The organism is Virgibacillus carmonensis (assembly GCF_057836705.1).
In genome coordinates this window covers 18,759-38,829 of the sequence record NZ_JBYQFJ010000009.1, presented here as the reverse complement: position 1 = coordinate 38,829, position 20,071 = coordinate 18,759, and the positions used below count along the sequence as shown (strand labels likewise).

Below are 20,071 nucleotides of genomic sequence, written 5' to 3'. Positions count from 1 at the left end.
GCAGTGTAAGGTAAGTCTAGAGAAACATTCAAGGATGAGGTTATATCTATTGTGACTAACTAATTAAGTTTCACACGTCCAAAACATAGAAATTACAGTATAAAAATTATTTATTTTTGTTGCAATTATTCCAAAAATTTAGGATAATAGAAAAAAGGAACAAGGGGGCAAGTTCCATGAAAAAGCAAAAGATATTTTATCGTTATTATCGGTATGATGGGAAACCATTAAAAGCGAAGCGTGAAATTTCGTTTGAATTTAGACTTGCATCCAAGCTGTTGCTTGATGAGCTTTGTTTCGTATTCAATAAACAGAAGCTTGAAGAAGCCATCAATAGCTCCATAGATAAAGGGGATAAAGAGAGGTTTCTACAATTAAGTGAAGCTTATAGACATTTTATTTGGGAATAATCTGGTGAAACAGTAACTATGAATTGCCTTGCCTCTAATGGGCAAGGCATTTTTACTGGTCTATTATACAGTATGAAAGATAAAAAGGGGGAAGCGCATGGAAGAGAGCAGTTGTTCTACTATGCAAAAACAAAATCGGGTACTTATTTACATATTAACTTTTTCCATTTTATTAGGTGTTGGGGCAGAAATTATTGTAGGAGCACCAGTTATAAACCTGATTGCGCTAGGTGGTGGGGGAGCAGTTTGTTTAGCAATCATTTGCTTATTTCAATACAAACGGATTTTCACATCAGTCATCCCATACATAGCAATCATCAGTTTGGCAAGTGTTGCATTTGTTATTATTCTAAGTTCCGATTATGTGACAAATATGTTATTTACATTTTACGTTCTAGCAGTTGCAGCGATTTCTTTATCGCTAACAGTTTTAGTAACTGGTGGCTTTTTGGGTCTTGCATTACTTATCTTTTTCGTCATAGAAAAAGGAGAAGTTATTGGTTTTGATGCACGCGCGACATCAATTACGATTGTATTTTTCGTACTTGTCTTTGCTGTATTATTTATCCAAGTTCGTGTAGCCAGAAGGCTGTTAACAAATGCACAACAAGCTCTAACAGAAAGTGGAAAACGAGAAGAAGAACAGGTGAGGGTAGCAAACACTGTCCAAGCTGGTGCTGAAAATGTGAAATCTCAAATGTCCATTCTTGAAAAAGAAAGTAATTTTAATTCAGAATCAATGCGGGAAATGCGAATTGCATTTCAAGAAATTGCTATTACAAGCCATTCCCAAGCAGAAAGTGCATCTGATATTACAATCACAACCGAGAAAACAAAAAATTTACTTGAAAATATGACTAATTCCTTTATTAAAAGCACTGCTGACGGTGAAGAATTGAAAGAATTATCTATGACAGGTCAGCAATCAATGGATACTTTGGCACATGCAATGGATGGTTTTTATCATTCGTTTGAAGGGTTAAATCTTAACATGGAAAATTTAGTTAAAAAGATGCATGAAAATAGCATTTTTACAACAAAAATTCAAGAGATAGCTGAGCAGACTAATTTATTAGCATTAAATGCAAGCATAGAGGCAGCAAGGGCTGGAGATTCCGGAAAGGGTTTCGCGGTCGTTGCTGGCGAAGTTCGTAAGCTGGCAGAAGTTTCTCAATCCACAGCTAAGCAAATCAGAGAAAATCTAACAATAATAGAGGCAGATGCATTGCAAGCACAAGTACAGGTTAATGAAAACAAGGATCAGCTTCACATAAGTACCCAAAATGTATACCAAACAAAAGCTGATTTTGAAAAAATAACCAATCAACTCATTAACTTTATAAAATATTTGGGGTATTTGGCAAAGCAGGCAAAAGAAATAGAATTATCTTCTGAAACAATTGATCAATCCGTCGATGACTTGGCAGGTGTTATTGAGGAAACTACTGCTACCATTCAACAATTAGAGGCTGTACTGGACCAGCAGGTAGAGCGAATGGCTAATTTATCAAGTGCAATAGAAAATACGAATCAAACTGCAGCATCCTTAGAAAGAATCTAGTTCATTTTGATGTTCCATTTTTGGTATGTTGAATTTAGAAAAGGTTAGAAAAGGAGTGTCCCAACATGAAAAAGAAAACAGTTCGTAGTTGGATGCTATATGATTTTGGTAATTCAGCGTTTTCAACGACTATAATGGCAGCTGTTTTGCCGGTATTCTACTATGATGTTGCAGCAGTAGGTTTAGATGAGTCGTTGGCTACAAGCTACTGGGGATATTCACAGTCCATTGCGGTGCTAATTGTTGCCATTCTTGCGCCATTCCTTGGGGCAATAAGTGATTATTCCGCCGCAAAGAAAAAATTTCTACGTTTTTTTGCTTTTATGGGTATGATAGCCAGTGTGTTACTTGGATTTGTCGGTGAAGGAGATTATATATTTGCATCACTCATACTGATAATTGGAACGATCGGATTTTCAAGTGCAAACATATTTTACGATGCATTCTTACCTGAGATTGCTGATGAAGAAGATATCGATAAAATTTCTTCCAGTGGATTTGCATTTGGCTATATAGGTGGAGGAGTATTACTCGCAATAAACCTTCTAATGATCTTGAAATACCAGTGGTTTGGGATACCAAACGCGACTGTGGCGAGCCAATTATCCTTTGTTTCAGTTGGTATTTGGTGGTTTATCTTTTCGATACCGCTTCTTAAAAATGTTAAGGAAGAAAAGAAAAGACCAATTAAACGAGAAAAATCTTATTTATCGATTGGTTTTACAAGAGTGACAACAACTTTCAAAGAAATAAAACAATATAAGCAATTATTGATCTTTCTTTTAGCATTTTGGATGTACAACGATGGGATTTCTACAATCATTAAAATGGCTACTATTTATGGGCGGGATATTGGTATAGACTCGAATTCACTAATCGCTGCCTTATTAATAACACAGTTTGTCGGGATTCCATTTACATTTTTATTCGGCTGGATTGCTACAAAAATTACGGCTAAAAAAGCATTATTCATAACATTATATGTTTACATCGGAATAGTTATATTGGGCTACTTTATGACAACAGCACTACACTTTTATTTACTAGCGGTTTGCGTAGGTGTTGTTCAAGGCGGTGCCCAGTCATTAAGTAGATCTATTTTTGGTCGCATGGTACCTGACGATAAACATGGGGAGTTCTTTGGTTTTTATGGGATTTCGTCAAAATTTGCTGCCATTTTCGGACCGTTCCTCTTCGCGTTAGTTGGCCAGTTGACTGGATCCAGTAGGCTTGGAATTGTCTCATTGATTGTATTTTTTGTTATTGGTATCGTATTATTACGATTTGTAAATGTTGAAAAAGGTATGATTGAAGCAAAACAACATACGATTAGCGGGGATAAAGTTGAAGTTAAGCCGAAATAAACAGAAAAACGCAAGCGCCCTAAACAAGGCGTTTGCGCTTTTGTTTGTTTATACAATAGGATCGCTATATTTGTTTTCTAGGTTAAGGTTTAATGGCTTCCCAGTATCATATGAAACATTTCCAATTAAACCTTGTAGATGTTTCTCCTTTTCTTCTGTTGGATTATTCCAATATGTTAAAACTTCGCTTAGAATCTCAATCCCTTCAGCGCGACCAATTTCATAAAGGTCTAGAAAAGTTTGAGAAGAAGGTTCATTTGTAGCTGGATGATGCCAAGTTTTTTCATTCTCATTCAAGTAATCAGTTGTACTCTTTACTGGTTGATGTGAAAATGAAGAGATAAGTGATTTTAACACTACATTTTTCCATCCATAAGGATCAGACAATACCTTTAAAGCCAATTTCATATCCCGATATGATTTCTGAATATATGATTCTGATTTTTTACTTACATCTGGGTAATGTTTTTTTATTTTTGAATGTAGCAATTGGGTTATATTTTTGTCGAGTGTATATCCTACATCTATTTCTTTGTATACATGAGCTCTCCACGTCTTCATATTATGAAATCGATCCATCATGATTGTGTCAATTAAAACTTCTAATTCCTGATGTTTGTTCCCTTCATAACCAGCTCTGTAGTGAATGTATGGATGTGCATTTCGATCTAGGATGTGATGTGTTACAAAACCGAATACATACGCTTTAACTTGTGATTCCATATTCGCTGCGGAACCGATCAAATCCATCAGGAATTCTCCGCAATTTTTTGTGTGTAATGCCATACCAATACTACTTACCGATTCATCCTTATTCCATGGCCAAAAGTTATAATAAAAAAATGGGTCAGGGCCTTGCGCACCTAATTTCATATATGCTTCATGTTGAAAAAATGGCGTCGGATTATTGATCGTATCCATAACCTCCTCGCAAAAAAGCATATGTGTCCATATATTCGGCATGATGAAATCCTCCTTAAACTAACAACTAAAACATTGAACAAGACATCGAAGACCTCTGCAAGAATAAGTGTGACATACTATCTGAAATTAAGTATAACTCAATTTGCCTTCCAAGATGAATTTTATTGCATGTTCTTGTATTAGTATAAAATAATTTGTATACAACATGAAGTGGTAACAATCATTTAAATTATCCTATCGCTTGATATGTGCTTTTTTTGTAACAATTGGTTCTTTTTGGACAAGCCAAGGTTTTCTAATTCTCCACAAAATTTGTTACAATAGTAAATGGAGCTAAAGTAAGCATTTACATAGGGAGGCAACATTAATGGATTATCGTATTGAAAAAGATACACTTGGAGAGGTACGAGTACCTGCAAATAAATTCTGGGGAGCACAAACGGAGCGTAGTAAACAAAATTTTCCTATCGGTAATGAAAAAATGCCACGAGAAGTAATTAAGGCATTTGCTATACTGAAAAAAAGTGCTGCTAAAGCAAATACGGAACTTGGCTTAATGGATAAGAAAAAATATGAAGCAATTGAATATGCAGCAGATCAAATCATAGATGATAAGCTAACAGGACATTTTCCACTAGTGGTATGGCAAACGGGCAGTGGGACACAATCCAATATGAACGTGAACGAAGTAATAGCATATGTAGGAAATGAATGGTTAACAAATAAAGAAAGTGATGTGAAATTACATCCAAATGATGATGTGAATAAATCGCAAAGCTCCAATGATACGTATCCAACTGGTATGCATATAGCGGCAGTTTTAAAGCTAGAAGATTCCGTTTTACCGGCGGTTCGTACATTAAAGGATTCGTTAAAAGTTAAAATGGACGCTTTTCAGGATATTGTAAAAATTGGGCGTACACATTTACAAGATGCAACACCATTAACACTCGGACAAGAGATCAGTGGATGGCATCGTATGCTTGAAAAATCAGAAACGATGATCAATGAAAGCTTACACCACTTAAAAGAACTTGCAATCGGTGGAACAGCAGTTGGTACTGGACTGAATGCTCACCCTGATTTTTCTGAAAAAGTTTGCGCGGCAATTAATGAATATACAGGTAATAGCTTTATCTCAGCGTCAAATAAATTCCATGCATTAACAAGTCATGACGAAACAGTTTATGCACATGGAGCGTTAAAAGGATTAGCAGCAGATCTTATGAAAATTGCAAATGATGTTCGTTGGTTAGCAAGTGGGCCACGCTGCGGAATTGGGGAAATAATTATACCAGCTAACGAACCAGGAAGTTCTATTATGCCGGGAAAAGTTAATCCAACACAAAGTGAAGCTGTAACAATGGTTGCTGCACAGGTTATGGGAAACGATGCAACAATTGGATTTGCAGCTAGCCAAGGTAACTTTGAGCTAAATGTATTTAAACCAGTAATTGCATACAACTTCCTTCAGTCATGTCAATTATTAGCGGATAGTATGCTTTCGTTTGATGAGCGTTGTGTTCAAGGAATTGAGCCAAATCATGAACAAATTGAAACGTATTTAAATGATTCATTAATGCTTGTTACTGCATTAAATCCACATATCGGTTATGAAAATGCAGCTAAAATTGCTAAAACAGCTTTTGCAGATAATGCGACATTAAAAGAAACGGCAGCCAAATTAGAACTTTTAACCGAAGAAGAATTTGAAAAATATGTAAATCCAAAAGAAATGACAGAACCAAAATAAGATAATAATTAATAAAGCCCATTACTCAATTGTAATGGGCTTTATTAATGAAAAAAATAGTCAACAATTCTTCCACAATTTCCAACAATTATCAGTGATAAATTTTAAATGAATGTACACAATATAATTACAGGAGGTGATATAACATGGCAAGTAACAATTCAAATCAATTAGTAGTACCTGGCGTACAACAAGCTCTTGATCAAATGAAGTATGAAATTGCTCAAGAATTTGGTGTTAACTTAGGTGCAGACACTGCTTCACGTGCTAACGGTTCTGTAGGTGGTGAAATCACAAAGCGTCTAGTTCAAACTGCTCAACAACAACTTAACGGACAACAACCTAAATAATCATGGCAAAAAGCTTAGGTATCCCCTTAGCTAAACCAGATAAAAGAGGGACGTCGTAATGACGTCCCTCTTACTATATGCACAAACATAGTTATTAGCGTATACGTTGTTCGTCTTCCGGATTGAAAAAATGTGCTTTGTTCATGTCAAAAGCAACATCTAATTGTTCACCACCATCTATGTCTGAACGTGAATCAATCCGTGCAATAAAATCTTGCTCGTTAACTTTAGAATAAAGGTATGTTTCTGCTCCCATTAGTTCAGCAACATCAATTGTAGCAGTAATTTTTGTATCTTTTGTAGATTCAATGAATAATGGCTCATCGTGAATGTCTTCCGGACGTATTCCAAGAATAATCTCTTTATCAACAAAATTTTGTTCACGAAGCGTTTTCATTTTACCTTCTGGAACTTTGATTTTAATATCATCTATAGCGAAGTAACCATCTTTTAACGTTCCGTTTAAGAAGTTCATGGATGGAGAACCAATAAATCCACCGACAAATATATTTTCAGGTTTATCGTAAACTTCTTTTGGTGCACCGACCTGTTGAATGATACCGTCCTTCATAACAACAAGTCTGGTTGCCATTGTCATAGCCTCTGTTTGATCATGCGTTACATAAATGGTAGTTGTTTGTAAGCGTTTATGTAGCTTTTGGATTTCAGCACGCATTTGAACACGTAATTTGGCATCAAGGTTAGATAAAGGTTCATCCATAAGGAATACTTTAGCATCACGTACAATAGCACGCCCTAATGCGACACGTTGACGTTGGCCACCGGATAATGCCTTTGGTTTACGATCTAAATAAGATTCAAGACCTAAAATTTTGGCAGCATTTTGTACGCGTTTATCAATCTCGTCTTTTTTGAATTTACGAAGCTTTAACCCAAATGCCATATTATCGTATACGTTCATATGTGGATATAATGCATAGTTCTGGAATACCATTGCTATATCACGGTCTTTTGGAGCCACGTCGTTCATCTTTTTATCATCAATTAATAATTCACCATTTGAGATTTCCTCTAACCCTGCAATCATGCGTAAAGTAGTGGATTTTCCACACCCAGATGGTCCAACAAATACAATAAATTCTTTGTCATGAATATGTAAGTTGAAATCATCTACCGCTATCACTTTTTTATCGTAAGACTTTTGAATATGTTCTAAACGTAATTCTGCCATGTCAAAACCCCCAATTAATAATTACATTAAGCTTATAAAATTCCCGTAGCGATGTATACGTAAAACATGCACAAAGAAAAATTGATTCTTTGTGCATGTTTTTGTAATTTGGAATTATCCGGCTCCAGTACGTGCTAATATGTGCAGTCACTTCCATTTATTTTTTTGAAATCAAAGCAAGGTAAACGGTTGCTGCTTGATGGAACTGACGAATATCTATCCCAGTCTTATCAATAAACTTATCAATTCGATATTGTAAACTATTGCGATGCATGTACAATTTTTTAGCAGTAACAGTTATATTTAAATTACATGCGAAAAAGGTTTCAATCGTATGAATGAGTTCCGTATCATTCAGCACTTCATGTAATAATAAATGTTTCGTATCGTCACGAAAAGAAGCATTTACCTGATCTGCAAATAAATATGGTATAGCTTCCTCATATGAAATGACTTGTTTATCTGTATAGTTGAAAACTGTAGTTGCACCTTCTACAAGCCTTGCATAAAATTGTTTTGCATCCTTCAACGTAATCATAAATGGACCAACAAAGAATCGGATTTTTACATATAAGTCACTCATTAAAATATCAATAATTTCATTGTAAGCGATCGGTTCTTCAAAGGTTTCTGTTTGTTCTTCAATTAATATGCCCTGGTGACTCGTTAACCATAGAATTGGAAGCGGCTTTGAAAAGATGCTTTGGATAGCTTCCTTGAAAAGGTTTGGTTCTACTTTATATTGTTGGAATGAAAAGTGAACAAACCGATAAGGACTTACGCGTTCGTCTCCGGTTATGGTTTGTTCATCATGGAGAATATCTTGCCAAAACTTTTCCTTTATCGTTAATGGAGACTCTACATCGGTATAGGGTGACAAGAAAGTAGATAACAAGGCTTCATCTTTAGTAGAGATTTCATATGTAGCAATACCCAGGATCTCGTCATCTTTTGTCACATACCACTTGTAGCCTGCAGGTGATTGTTCTGAATTTGAATCATATGTAATTAAAGAAGGGAACACTTTTTTTAATTCGGTTATCATAACATGACCTCTTTTACTTAGCATTTGTCTATGTTTATCGCTGTTTGAAGGAAAGCAAAATACGCGAGACTGATGAATTTCACGTTATCTTTATTATAACAATAGTTTCAATTCTAAAAAAGTTCTTCGTTTATTGGTTATGATTATCGAATTGGTATACAGGAAACATCTTGTTTGGTATAGTTATTTTAGAATGAAATTCAAGGAGGATTACAGTGTCTAATATTTATGATAGTGCATACAGTTTAGAAAAATCAATTCGTGAAAGTGAAGAATTTAAAAGTTTACAAAGCGCATACGAAACAGTAATGAGTGATGAAGCTGCTAAGCAAATGTTTGAAAACTTCCGTGATACCCAAATGGAATTACAAGAAAAACAAATGCAAGGACAAGAAATTAGCGAGGAAGAAGTAGAGAAAGCTCGTCAGGTTGTAGAGTTAGTTCAACAACATGAAGATATTTCTAAACTAATGGAACAAGAGCAACGTTTAAACATGGTAATTAATGATGTAAGTCGTATTATTACCAAACCATTAGAAGAACTGTACGGAGAACCTGGATCGGCTGAAGAATCAGCTGAATAAGTGATGTACAACCTGTAGTGATGTAACTACGGGTTGTATTTTTTTTGGCTCCAGCAGGACTTTCATAATAAGTAGAGAATTAATGAAAGAGGTAGAAATTTGTATAGAGGTGGTGTTCAAAATGGAAACTGTTTTATACGAAAGTATTGATCAAATAGGATATATTTATTTGAATCGACCAGAGCGTTACAATGCATTAAATAAAGAAATGCTGAATGAACTGCTTGAGGTTATTATACAGGTCGAACAAAGTGATGATCGTATCGTTATCATTAGTGGAAAAGGTAAGGCCTTTTGTGCAGGTGGGGACGTCTCCATGATGACTGATTGGGCGAACCATGATTTTTATCATGAAGTGATGGATACGATTGAAAAAATTACAATGAAATTATATTTGATGCCGAAAATTGTCATTTCTGCTATTAAAGGGTCAGCAGCAGGTCTGGGTCTTAGTCTTGCGTTAACTGCTGATTACGTTGTTGCTCAAAATGATGCAAAACTTGGTATGTTGTTTCTGGGAGTTGGCTTAGCCCCTGATGGAGGCGGACATTTTTGGTTGAAGGAGCGTTTAGGCGTACATGGTGCGAAACAATTTATTTGGAGCATGAAACAAGTAGATGGAACCACAGCTTATTCTATGAATTTGGTTGATCAGGTTAGTGATGAACCGGTACTGACCCATGCAACATCGCTTGCTAAAAACCTAAAACTACAGCCATTAGCATCCATGGTCAAAACAAAACTCATGTATCATAACGATAATAAGAGTAATTTACAGCATTACCTATCTGAAGAAAAGAAAACCCAGTGGGAATTAAGACAAACGAAAGACCATCAAGAAGGGGTAAGTGCTTTCATTGAAAAACGTAAACCAACGTTTATAGGTGAATAAGAAAAGCACAGGACGCCTTGAAAGACACGACAAGCATAAGCAGAGCGGTGCAGTGTGGGTGCTTTGCTCACACGGAAGCGAACTGCTTATGTCTCGAGTGTCTAGGCGCTGGAGCTAGACAGATAATCGCCAAATTTTATAACAAAAACGGCGCTACAAAATTTGTAGCGCCGACTTTGTTGGAAAGATAATTTATTTTTGTTTCCCTATCTAAATGGTCATTTTACCTATGGAATAAAACTAGCTTGGCTTCAGGCGATACACAACGGTGTGTATGTTCGGAATATCCTTCCTCAGCTAGTCGCGCATTTCCAACCTTTTTTGCCTCATTGTCATTTTCAGCGGTAAATGACTCGTCCAACAATTTTTCCCCAGTTTGTTTAAAAACAGTTAAAGCGTATGTGCGCATAATGATTCCTCCTCGTAAAATCTTTATATACTATAGTATATACATTTTTGAACAGTAAAAAAAGCATGAGGTGAAAATGAAACAAGTACTTACGTTTTAAACAAAAAAATTGAAACCATTTTGTACGAAAATCGTAACAAGCAGTAGTGGAAGGGGAGAAAAGAAATGACGTTAGTAATAAAAAATGTAACAAAACGATTTGGCAAAGATATTGCCGTTAATGATCTTTCGTTAGAAATACCGGAAAAACAAATGTTTGGCTTTCTTGGTGGAAATGGTGCGGGCAAAACCACAACATTTCGTATGATTTTAGGATTATTGGACGTTTCAGGTGGAGAGATTTCCTGGAATGGCGAATCCATTAGCTATGACAAGAGTCATCTTATTGGCTATCTACCCGAGGAACGTGGGTTATATCCAAAATTAAAGGTCCGAGATCAAATTGTTTACCTAGGAAAGTTACGTGGCATGAAAAAAAGCGATATCATTCTGGAGCTTGAAGCATGGCTAGAACGATTTAAGGTCCCTGAGTATATCGATAAAAAGGTAGAAGAACTTTCAAAAGGGAATCAGCAAAAAATTCAATTCATATCAGCTGTCATACATAAACCAAAGCTTTTAATTATGGATGAACCATTCTCAGGACTTGATCCGATAAATGTTGAAATGTTAAAAGAAGCTGTTGTTGGTTTAAAAGAACGTGGTACATCAATCATCTTCTCATCTCATCAAATGGATCATGTGGAAGAACTATGTGAGCATTTATGTATTTTGCAAAAAGGAAAGCAGATTGTTCATGGATCATTGCGGGATATAAAAAGTGCTTATGGTAAGAAGAATCTAATAGTCCATGGAGAAATGGATCTTACCTATTTACGTAGTTTTGGCGGTGTAACAAAATATAAGGCGGTTACAGGTGGATGCGAGTTGCAAATAGAAAATGAACAGGTATCTCAGTCTATTTTTGCAAGCCTACAGGACCAAGGATTTATCCGGAAGTTTGACCTAGAGGAACCGACATTAAATGACATCTTTATTGAAAAGGTAGGTGACTCCTATGAATAAATTTTGGATTGTTATGTCCCATACTTATATGACACGATTTAAAACGAAGTCATTTTTAATTAGTACAATTATTACGCTCTTATTTGTAGTCGGTCTAGCAAATTATCAAGCTATATTTGATTCATTTTCGGACGATGGAAAAACAGAAATAGCAGTACTTGATGAATCGGATGATTTTTTCAAACCGTTAGAGAAAAGTGTGGAAAATGCTAATGGAGATATAAATCTTGTCGCATATGACAAGTCGGAAGAAGCGGGTAAAAGTGCTGTTGAAGACGAAAAATTTGACGCTCTGATTACGTTAACAATGAATGCAAATCAACTTCCAGAAGCGACATATTATGCAAGTAATATTGCCGATTCCAGTGAACAAATGGTGATTCAACAACAATTACAGCAATTGAAAGTTGCAGCGGCAACAAAGCAAGCGGGTGTGGATCAAGAAACCATCACGGAGATCTATTCCCCGGTAACGTTTGATACAGTTGCACTTGACGAGAGTGCTAAATCATCTGAGGAACTTAATCAAGCACGTGGGATTGTTTATGTGATGCTGTTCGTTCTATACCTATCTGTAATCACTTACGGTAATATGATTGCGACAGATGTGGCAACTGAAAAGTCATCACGTGTAATGGAACTTTTGGTTTCCAGTGTGTCGCCTGTCACACAGATGTTTGCAAAAATTATTGGTATCGCGCTACTAGGATTAACACAGGTTGGTTTACTTTTAGGGCTTGGGTATGCACTAATAGTATTAAAACAGGATGAGCTTAGTGGGGGTGTCTTTCAATACTTTGGTATTCAAGGCGCATCACCTTCACTATTTATCTATGCACTTCTCTTCTTCATACTAGGTTATCTTCTATATGCAACGTTAGCCGCCATGCTAGGTTCACTAGTAAGTAGGACAGAAGATGTGCAACAGTTAATAATGCCAATGATTTTTCTCATTATGATTGCCTTTTTCATTGCGATGTATGGATTGAGTGCTCCCGACTCGAGCCTTGTGGTAATTAGCTCGTATATTCCCTTCTTTGCACCAATGTTGATGTTTTTGCGTGTAGGAATGTTGGATATACCGTTCTGGGAGGTAGCACTGTCATTAGGAATTTTAGTTGGATCAATTATTTTGTTAGCTGTAATTGGTGCCCGGGTTTATAAAGGTGGCGTATTGATGTATGGTAAATCTAGTTCGCTAAAGGATCTCAAAAAGGCGTTAGCTCTTTCTAAAAAAGAATAGATTAGCATAGAAAGGTCCCCATATAGTTTAATAAATGGGGACTGTTTCTTTATAATAGATAATTCCATGGTATAGAACGTGCATTCGTATTTATCTTTTGGTAAAATAGATTAATAACAGGATAAAGTTAGGGGATAGGTAACGATGACGGAACAACTATCATTTATTCATGCTGCAGACTTACATCTGGATAGTCCTTTTCAAGGTTTGGCTAGCGTACCGGAAGATATGTTTAAACAAATTCAATCAAGTACATTTGATGCTTTAGATAATCTAGTTACAACAGCTATTTCAAAAAAAGTAGATTTTATCTTATTAGTAGGAGACTTATTTGATAATGAACGTCAAAGCTTAAAGGCGCAAATTAAACTAAAAAAAGCTTTTGAAGAACTAAATCGTCATAAGATAAAGGTTTATGTATCTTATGGTAATCATGATTTTGTGAGCGGTAATACGTACCCTGTTACATATCCCGACAATGTACATGTTTTTAACGATGAAAAGGTAAGCCATTTTACATTCACCAAATATGGTAAACCATTAGCTAACATCTATGGATTTAGCTATCAAAATCAATCTATCATACAAAACAAAACTGCTGAGTTCACAATCCGCAACCGAGAAGTGCCATTTCACATCGCTATGCTTCACGGAAGTTTAAGTAGTAATTCGGAACATGATACATATGCGCCGTTCTACTTGAATGAACTTTCGGATAAGGACTTTGATTACTGGGCTCTAGGGCATATCCATCAACGTGAAATTTTAAAACAACATCCACCTGTAATTTACTCAGGTAACACCCAAGGTCGAAATCGTAAAGAAACAGGTGCTAAAGGATGTTATCATGTTGTCCTAAATAAGAGTCAACCTGATGTAAGCTTCATCCCTCTGCAAGCAATCGAATTTAACACACTGATAGTGGATGTCTCTCGCTGCAAAGAACCGCATGCATTAGAGGAAGTAATCCAGGCTTCGATCCAACAACAAAAATATAAGGTACCGCAATTGTTGTCCGTGGAATTAAAGGGAGCAAATCCAGCATTAAGCTTATGGGTACGGGATGGTTTTATTGAGGATACGATAGAATTATTAAATGATTCATTGGCAACGAAGAGTAGATGGGATTTTATTTTTCGGTATAACGTTAAGATTGATCTATCCTACAATGAAAACGAATTAATAAAGGGCGATCATTTCCTCGGAGAGTTACTACGTCACAGTGAGGATGCACCTATTCATACATATACGGAAGAACTGTATCGTCATAAACAAGCGCGAAAGTATTTGGGACCAATTACGAAGACCAATGATGTTCGACAACAGGCGAAGCAATTGTTAGTAGATGAATTGCTGAAGGGCGAGGGTTAATATGAAGTTTATACGTGCTACAGTATATGGTTTTGCAAAATGGCATGATTTCCAAATAGATTTTCATCCTAACGAGCTTCAGATTATTTATGGTGAAAATGAATCAGGAAAATCAAGTCTTCAACAATTTGTTCTTTTTATGTTATTTGGGCTGCCGCCAAAAAAGCGTGCTTTTTTCCGCTCCAAGACAAGTGGCAAAATGGGTGGTATGCTAACGGTAGCTGAAGAAGGAATAGGAGAATACACGATTGAGCGTGTAGATGAAGTAAATAATGGTGCTGCAAAATGTCTATTACCAAATGGGGAAGAAGCAGATGAAGAATGGCTGAAGAATCGTTTACACGGTGTCACCCGCCAGACATACCAGTCGATTTTTTCATTTGATGCACTAGATCTAACATCTTTAAAAACAATGAATGAGGAAGATCTTGGGGAAATCTTATTAGGGATTGGTTTGACAGGATCAACTGATATTTATGCCGTTGAGAAACGTCTTGATACGAAAATAAGTGAGTTGTTTAAACCGTTTGGTAAAAAGCCAATCATTAATCAACAGCTTGATTACCTTGATGATTTAAATGAAAAAGTACAAACACTTAAAAGTCAGGAAAAAATGTATAGCGAAAAAAAGAATAATCTAGCTGATATTAGTAGTCAGATAGAGGAACTTCAGCATACGATCCGGGTGGAAAAGAAGAATGTTTCAGAAAGTGAAAAAATGCGACAAGCACTTCCCAATTTACAAAAACTATCTACATATGAGCATCAATTAGATAGCTATCCAAAAGTCATCCCATTTCCGGAAAACGGGATAAAACGATGGGCAGCCTTAAAGGAAAAAGTCTTACCACTCCAAAGTGAACTTTCGGTATTACAAAATAATGCTACTTCCTATAAGAAACAGCATTCAGAATTAAAGGAATCACTGATGAATTCTAGTACGTATGATGAGGTAAAACAACTTCTAGAGACTCAGGCCACATACAATGAACATGTAAAAGAAATAAAACGCTTGGAAAATATGATAAAAGAGAAAGAAATTGGATTAAAAAACGAATTACTAACTACTGATACGAATCTTAAACCTGTAGATCTGAATGATCTATCCCTTACATATCAAACTGAAACCTTGTGGATTCAACTATATGAGGAAAGTCAGCAACTCCGAATGGAGAAAGAAAAATTAATTCATGAAGAAGCGATTCAGAATAAACAAAAGGTAGAATTAGAAAAAAGCTTAGACAAGTTTAAAGGTTCCAGGTTAACTTCAAAACAAGTGGATGAGCTTTCTCATCGGATTCATGATTACAATAACTATCATTACCAGGGAAATGAAACCAAACAGAAAGCTAATTTTGAAGCTATCAAAACTAAAAGACATAGAACATCCTTGAATCTTTTTGTTGGAAGTGTCATCATAGGAATTCTTTTTGGGCTATTAGGATACTTCCAAGAGTATACGTGGAGTTATGGGGGCATGCTTGCAAGTATTGGTTTTGGAATTGGTCAATGGATAGTTGGTAAGCGTTCGACGGAAACCATGAAACAATTAATTACCAATAATGCTAGTCAATTTGATAATGTAATGGTTACTTTAGAAGAAAAAGAGGAGGCGTCACAACTACTTGCTAGCCATGATGAAAGTATGCGGCAAGTAGCAACTATTCACGAAAAACTTGAAGCTAATAAAATTGAACAGATAAAAAGACAAGAACGTCATGAGATAGTAGTTCAAAAAGCAAATCTGGTGGATGAAAAGGTCATGAATCAGCGCAAACTTTATCCAATTTTGGAGACAATAGATATAAGCAACTGGCCTTCTTTTTATCACGTCTTTAAATCTTTAATACAGCAGAATCTTGAGTGGGAGAGTAATAAGCATCAGTTAGCTGATGTAAAGGAAGCAGAGTCAAACCATCGTCAAGTAATCAAGAAGTTTTTTATAGCTGAGAATTGGGAATTGAGATATAAATCAATCGGTACTTGTTTTGCTTTCCTTCATGAAAAAGTAGAAGAACATGACAGTACGCTTCGTCTAATCGAACAATATGAAACCTGGACTAAGACTGCAAGCGAACAAGTTAATTCGATGAAACAAAAGCTCGAGGTTTTCGAGCGCGAACAATTGAACCTGATGAAAGTGGCTAAGGTCGAAACAGAAGAGCAATTTTATCGGAAAAACACATTGCTTGAAGACAAGAAGCAAATAAAGATGAAAATAGAAGATTTAAAGAAACAACTTGGTATGGTTTATCCGGAAGATAAAATCGTTCAATTTGCTTCTAACACTAGGATGGAAGTAATGGATATAGAAGAAAAACAAAAAGAATATCATAATAAGCTTGAACTAGCTGAACAAGAATTGGAGAAAAAGCGTGGGCAATTAGCAACAATTGACGCCGAATTAGCATACATGGAACGTTCAGATGAACATTCCCAAACCATGCACCGTTTTTCTATTGAACGTGCTGAATTGAATAAGCTTGTAGAAAAATGGGCTATTTTGAAAAGCGCAAAGGAAATGTTAGTCGAAACGAAAAATAACTACCGTGATAAATACTTGTCTCGTATAATTGATCAGACATCGGATTACTTTGTAATTCTTACTAACCATACGTATACTACTGTCTATGCACCAACGAAAAACCAGCCATTTCAGGTTGAAACAGCAGAACATCTAAGGTATACGGTAAATGAATTATCACAAGGGACGAGAGATCAGTTATATATAGCTCTAAGATTGGCAATTAGTGAAGTGATGAGTGATACCCATCATATGCCATTTATTATAGATGATGCATTTGTACATTTTGATGATATCCGTGTGGAATACGTGATAGATCTTATAGCTAGTATTTCAAAAAAGAGACAAGTACTCCTATTTACATGTAAAAGGGCACTTACAAAAGATAGTATTACTAGTAATATTACTGTTTTGCCAGAATCCATTCGCAAAATGTGACATTTAATGATAAAATTTTTTATAGAAAAAGCTGTAAATAAGATGAAAAACGGAGGGACATCCATTGTCTGAACTAGATGATACAAGCAATTGGGAACAATATGAAGAAACAAAAGAAAAATTCATCCAAGTAATTGCTAAAAATATGAATCTGTATGGGATCACTTCTTCAGTTGGACGATTGTATGGTGTCCTTTACTTTGAAAATGAGCCTATGACGTTAGATGATATGCGGGATGCACTGGAAATGAGTAAAACGAGCATGTCAACAGGAGTACGTTCTTTAACAGATATGAAAATGGTTGAATCAACATTTAAAAAAGGCATACGAAAAGATTTATATAAATCGGAAGAGGATTGGTATAAATCATTTACTTCTCTGTTTGGTAATCGCTGGCGCCATCACACAGAAACAAATATTGAAGAAGCTGACGAGGCGATTGAAGAACTGCAAAAGATTCAGGAATCGACAGGAAATGAAGACTTAAAAGAAAGAATTAACAATGATATCGAACGGCTTCGCTATGCTCAAAATTACTATAAATGGCTGATGAAGTTTATCCAAGTTGTTGAATCTGGGGAAATTTTTGATCTTATACCAAAAAATGAGGATCGATAATCATTTGTACCATAGGGGGAATAGGGTATGAAAAAAGGATTGGGTTATATAAACATTGGTGATGCTTTTGATGGATTCGTACTCATTAAAGAAGCAAATCGTGGTGTGGCGAGTAACGGGAAGCCATTCTTGACTTTGATTCTCAGGGATTCTACCGGAGAAATTGATGCTAAGCTATGGGATATCACAAAAGAGGATGAGGCACTATTTGTCGCCGAGCAAATTGTTAATTTAACGGGAGAAATCAATCAGTTTAGAGGCAAATCACAGCTTAAAATCTTATCATTAAGACCAGCGCAGCTAACTGATGATGTACATGTAACAGATTTTGTAGAAAAGGCTCCAGTGGAAAAAGAAGAGTTAATGGAAAAGCTGACTGAAGCTATTTTTGAGATGAAAAATCCAGCTATGCAAAGGATTGTGCGATCCTTTATTAAGAAATATCAGGATGCACTATTGACCTATCCTGCTGCAACGAAAAATCATCATGAATATGTATCAGGATTGGCACATCATATTGTAAGTATGATTGCAATAGCGAAAGAATTACATAGGCTTTATCCACAACTAAATAAGGATTTATTATACGCCGGTGTTATCCTTCATGACTTAGGTAAGTTAAAAGAATTATCTGGCGTGCTTACGACCTCCTATACAATAGAGGGGAAATTGCTTGGGCATATTCCGATGATGGTAGAAGAAATTGGCCATATCGCACGTGAGTTGCAAATTGAAGGGGAAGAAGTTCTCATATTACAACATTTAGTTTTAAGCCATCATGGTAAAGCAGAATGGGGCAGTCCAAAACCACCTTTAGTTCGAGAAGCTGAACTCTTACACTTGATTGATTTAATTGATGCCAAAATGAATATGCTGAATCGATCGTTGGATAAAGTGAAGCCTGGCGAGTTTACAGAAAGAATTTTCGCACTGGATAATAGGTCATTTTATAAGCCTTTATTTGAGGAAGAATAAATGATAGTCATTATTTTAAAGTTGTCCTCATATACTTGTTAAAGAAAAGGTGGACAAGGGGGCAATATAATGATTATTGGAGTACCTTGGTGGGTTATTATGATGATCTTATTTATTTTTTTAAGTGGATATATGGCCTATCGAGCAATGAGGGCAGAGCGTAGACTTGAACAACAATTTATTGAACGTGAAGGAAGAGTCTTTATTGATCGGATGGAAAAAGAACGAGAAACAAAAGATCAACGAGAGTCTATGTCACAATAAATAAAGAAAAGCGAAAGCGTCTCGATAAAAAACGCTTTTGCTAAACAGAAAAAAGATGCAAATCCGAATTCGGATCTGCATCTTTTTAATTATCCTTTATTTAGATTCTTCTTTAGCAGCAGTACCTTCTTGTTTAGGTTCTTCTACCTTGAATAAGTCTTGATATTCCTCAATTTTTACATCAATCTTAGCATCTTTTAATAGCTTATTAATTTTTGCTTGCGCTTTTGTTGGATCAACTTTCTCACTAACTAATTGACGACGAATAGCTTCTTTTTCTTCTTCAAACGAACCGATTTCTGTTTCCGTCTTACGCTCGTCCGTCACTTTAATAATGTGGAAACCATGTTGAGTCTTAACTGGCTCACTAACTTCACCAACTTCTAAGTTATAAGCAGCATCTGTAAATGCGGGTACCATTGTACCAACAGAGAAGAATCCTAATTTACCACCTTTAGCACCACTTGCTTTATCGGTGGAATATTCTTCTGCCAACTTACCGAAATCTTCTCCATCAGCAAGCTTCTGTTTTACTTCTTTAGCGGTTTTTTCATCAGTGACTAAAATATGGGAAGCTTGAATCTCTGTTTTCATACGCTCGTATTGTGTTTTAATTTCTTCATCTTTAATTTTAACATCCTCTGATGCGGCAGCTTCCTGAAGTAAGCTAATCTTTAATACATCACGAAATGCAGCTTCATCTTTATAGCCACTTTTTTGGAGTGCCATTTCAAATTGTTCACCATATTGATCCTTAAGTTTCTGAACTTCCGCATCCACTGCTTCTTTAGATACATCATACTTATCTTCAAGTACTTCAACAGTTACCATCTCTCTAAGTACTTGATCACCGAAACTGCTTTTTAACTCATTATAAAATTCATCTTTTGTGATATTACCTGCTTCCGTTTCTACAACGGCCTCTTTGTCTGCTTCTGCGTCTGAGCTACAAGCTGTTAAACTTAGTACTCCTGCTGATAATGTTAGTGCAATTGCTAGCTTTTTCATTTATTAAACACTCCTAATCTAATGATTTAAACTTTAAAAACTAATGATTAATATACCATAGTATGGATCAAAATAAATAT

19 protein-coding genes are annotated in these 20,071 nt (G+C 35.8%); 14 read left to right on the top strand and 5 right to left on the bottom strand.

Annotation, left to right across the window (positions count from 1 at the left end):
* Positions 1 to 176 precede the first annotated feature (176 nt).
* From AC3G7N_RS09170 to AC3G7N_RS09160, 3 genes are all read left to right on the top strand, one after another.
* Positions 177 to 410 carry an IDEAL domain-containing protein gene (locus tag AC3G7N_RS09170; RefSeq protein ID WP_489421854.1) on the top strand — a complete coding sequence of 78 codons (234 nt, stop codon included), beginning with the start codon at positions 177 to 179 and terminating at the stop codon, positions 408 to 410.
* A gap of 97 nt (positions 411 to 507) precedes the next feature.
* Complete coding sequence (locus AC3G7N_RS09165) at positions 508 to 1,971, top strand: methyl-accepting chemotaxis protein (protein ID WP_489421853.1); 1,464 nt, start codon at positions 508 to 510, stop codon at positions 1,969 to 1,971.
* 65 nt (positions 1,972 to 2,036) lie between these two features.
* Entirely contained in the window at positions 2,037 to 3,335 is a 1,299-nt protein-coding gene (locus AC3G7N_RS09160) for an MFS transporter (RefSeq protein ID WP_489421852.1), read from the top strand.
* A gap of 48 nt (positions 3,336 to 3,383) precedes the next feature.
* On the opposite strand, the gene AC3G7N_RS09155 is transcribed toward AC3G7N_RS09160, so the two are convergent.
* Positions 3,384 to 4,298 carry a zinc dependent phospholipase C family protein gene (locus tag AC3G7N_RS09155; RefSeq protein WP_489421851.1) on the bottom strand — a complete coding sequence of 305 codons (915 nt, stop codon included), beginning with the start codon at positions 4,296 to 4,298 and terminating at the stop codon, positions 3,384 to 3,386.
* Positions 4,299 to 4,626: 328 nt separating this feature from the next.
* On the opposite strand from AC3G7N_RS09155, the gene fumC reads away from it, so the two are divergent.
* On the top strand, positions 4,627 to 6,012 hold the full coding sequence (gene fumC / locus AC3G7N_RS09150; RefSeq protein WP_489421850.1) for a class II fumarate hydratase: 1,386 nt from the start codon (positions 4,627 to 4,629) through the stop codon (positions 6,010 to 6,012).
* Between the two features lie 146 nt (positions 6,013 to 6,158).
* Complete coding sequence (locus AC3G7N_RS09145) at positions 6,159 to 6,362, top strand: alpha/beta-type small acid-soluble spore protein (RefSeq protein WP_089533602.1); 204 nt, start codon at positions 6,159 to 6,161, stop codon at positions 6,360 to 6,362.
* Between the two features lie 94 nt (positions 6,363 to 6,456).
* Here the strand turns inward: AC3G7N_RS09145 and AC3G7N_RS09140 are convergent, their stop codons facing one another.
* Together AC3G7N_RS09140 and AC3G7N_RS09135 are read right to left on the bottom strand one after the other, a co-directional pair.
* The gene (locus AC3G7N_RS09140) at positions 6,457 to 7,554 is read right to left on the bottom strand and encodes an ABC transporter ATP-binding protein (protein ID WP_489421849.1); all 1,098 of its coding nucleotides are present in this window, start codon (positions 7,552 to 7,554) and stop codon (positions 6,457 to 6,459) included.
* Positions 7,555 to 7,711: 157 nt separating this feature from the next.
* Positions 7,712 to 8,599 carry a PucR family transcriptional regulator gene (locus AC3G7N_RS09135; RefSeq protein WP_489421848.1) on the bottom strand — a complete coding sequence of 296 codons (888 nt, stop codon included), beginning with the start codon at positions 8,597 to 8,599 and terminating at the stop codon, positions 7,712 to 7,714.
* A 215-nt stretch (positions 8,600 to 8,814) separates the two neighbouring features.
* Here AC3G7N_RS09135 and AC3G7N_RS09130 point away from each other — a divergent pair, with 215 nt between their 5' ends.
* A complete protein-coding gene (locus AC3G7N_RS09130; protein ID WP_489421847.1) occupies positions 8,815 to 9,183 on the top strand; it encodes a YlbF/YmcA family competence regulator in 369 nt (122 codons plus the stop codon).
* A gap of 121 nt (positions 9,184 to 9,304) precedes the next feature.
* Positions 9,305 to 10,075: an enoyl-CoA hydratase gene (locus tag AC3G7N_RS09125; protein WP_489421846.1), complete on the top strand. Its 771-nt coding sequence runs from the start codon at positions 9,305 to 9,307 to the stop codon at positions 10,073 to 10,075.
* Positions 10,076 to 10,298: 223 nt separating this feature from the next.
* On the opposite strand, the gene AC3G7N_RS09120 is transcribed toward AC3G7N_RS09125, so the two are convergent.
* Entirely contained in the window at positions 10,299 to 10,484 is a 186-nt protein-coding gene (locus AC3G7N_RS09120) for a YhzD family protein (RefSeq protein ID WP_089533597.1), read from the bottom strand.
* Between the two features lie 165 nt (positions 10,485 to 10,649).
* Here AC3G7N_RS09120 and AC3G7N_RS09115 point away from each other — a divergent pair, with 165 nt between their 5' ends.
* The 7 genes from AC3G7N_RS09115 to AC3G7N_RS09085 all read left to right on the top strand — a co-directional run bounded on the left by AC3G7N_RS09115 (position 10,650) and on the right by AC3G7N_RS09085 (position 18,983).
* Positions 10,650 to 11,549 carry an ABC transporter ATP-binding protein gene (locus tag AC3G7N_RS09115; RefSeq protein WP_489421845.1) on the top strand — a complete coding sequence of 300 codons (900 nt, stop codon included), beginning with the start codon at positions 10,650 to 10,652 and terminating at the stop codon, positions 11,547 to 11,549.
* Positions 11,542 to 12,792: an ABC transporter permease gene (locus AC3G7N_RS09110; RefSeq protein ID WP_489421844.1), complete on the top strand. Its 1,251-nt coding sequence runs from the start codon at positions 11,542 to 11,544 to the stop codon at positions 12,790 to 12,792. Before AC3G7N_RS09115 ends, AC3G7N_RS09110 begins: the two co-directional genes overlap by 8 nt.
* A gap of 144 nt (positions 12,793 to 12,936) precedes the next feature.
* A complete protein-coding gene (locus AC3G7N_RS09105; protein ID WP_489421843.1) occupies positions 12,937 to 14,163 on the top strand; it encodes a metallophosphoesterase family protein in 1,227 nt (408 codons plus the stop codon).
* A gap of 1 nt (position 14,164) precedes the next feature.
* Positions 14,165 to 17,125 (top strand): ATP-binding protein, encoded by a 2,961-nt coding sequence (locus tag AC3G7N_RS09100; RefSeq protein ID WP_489421842.1) that lies wholly within the window; start codon positions 14,165 to 14,167, stop codon positions 17,123 to 17,125.
* A 64-nt stretch (positions 17,126 to 17,189) separates the two neighbouring features.
* Positions 17,190 to 17,744 (top strand): GbsR/MarR family transcriptional regulator, encoded by a 555-nt coding sequence (locus tag AC3G7N_RS09095; RefSeq protein ID WP_489421841.1) that lies wholly within the window; start codon positions 17,190 to 17,192, stop codon positions 17,742 to 17,744.
* A gap of 27 nt (positions 17,745 to 17,771) precedes the next feature.
* On the top strand, positions 17,772 to 18,719 hold the full coding sequence (gene yhaM / locus AC3G7N_RS09090) for a 3'-5' exoribonuclease YhaM (protein WP_489421840.1): 948 nt from the start codon (positions 17,772 to 17,774) through the stop codon (positions 18,717 to 18,719).
* Between the two features lie 69 nt (positions 18,720 to 18,788).
* Positions 18,789 to 18,983, top strand: a complete 195-nt coding sequence (locus AC3G7N_RS09085; protein WP_489421839.1) for a sporulation YhaL family protein — start codon at positions 18,789 to 18,791, stop codon at positions 18,981 to 18,983.
* Between the two features lie 96 nt (positions 18,984 to 19,079).
* Here the strand turns inward: AC3G7N_RS09085 and AC3G7N_RS09080 are convergent, their stop codons facing one another.
* Positions 19,080 to 19,991, bottom strand: a complete 912-nt coding sequence (locus tag AC3G7N_RS09080; RefSeq protein WP_489421838.1) for a peptidylprolyl isomerase — start codon at positions 19,989 to 19,991, stop codon at positions 19,080 to 19,082.
* Positions 19,992 to 20,071: the final 80 nt, after the last annotated feature.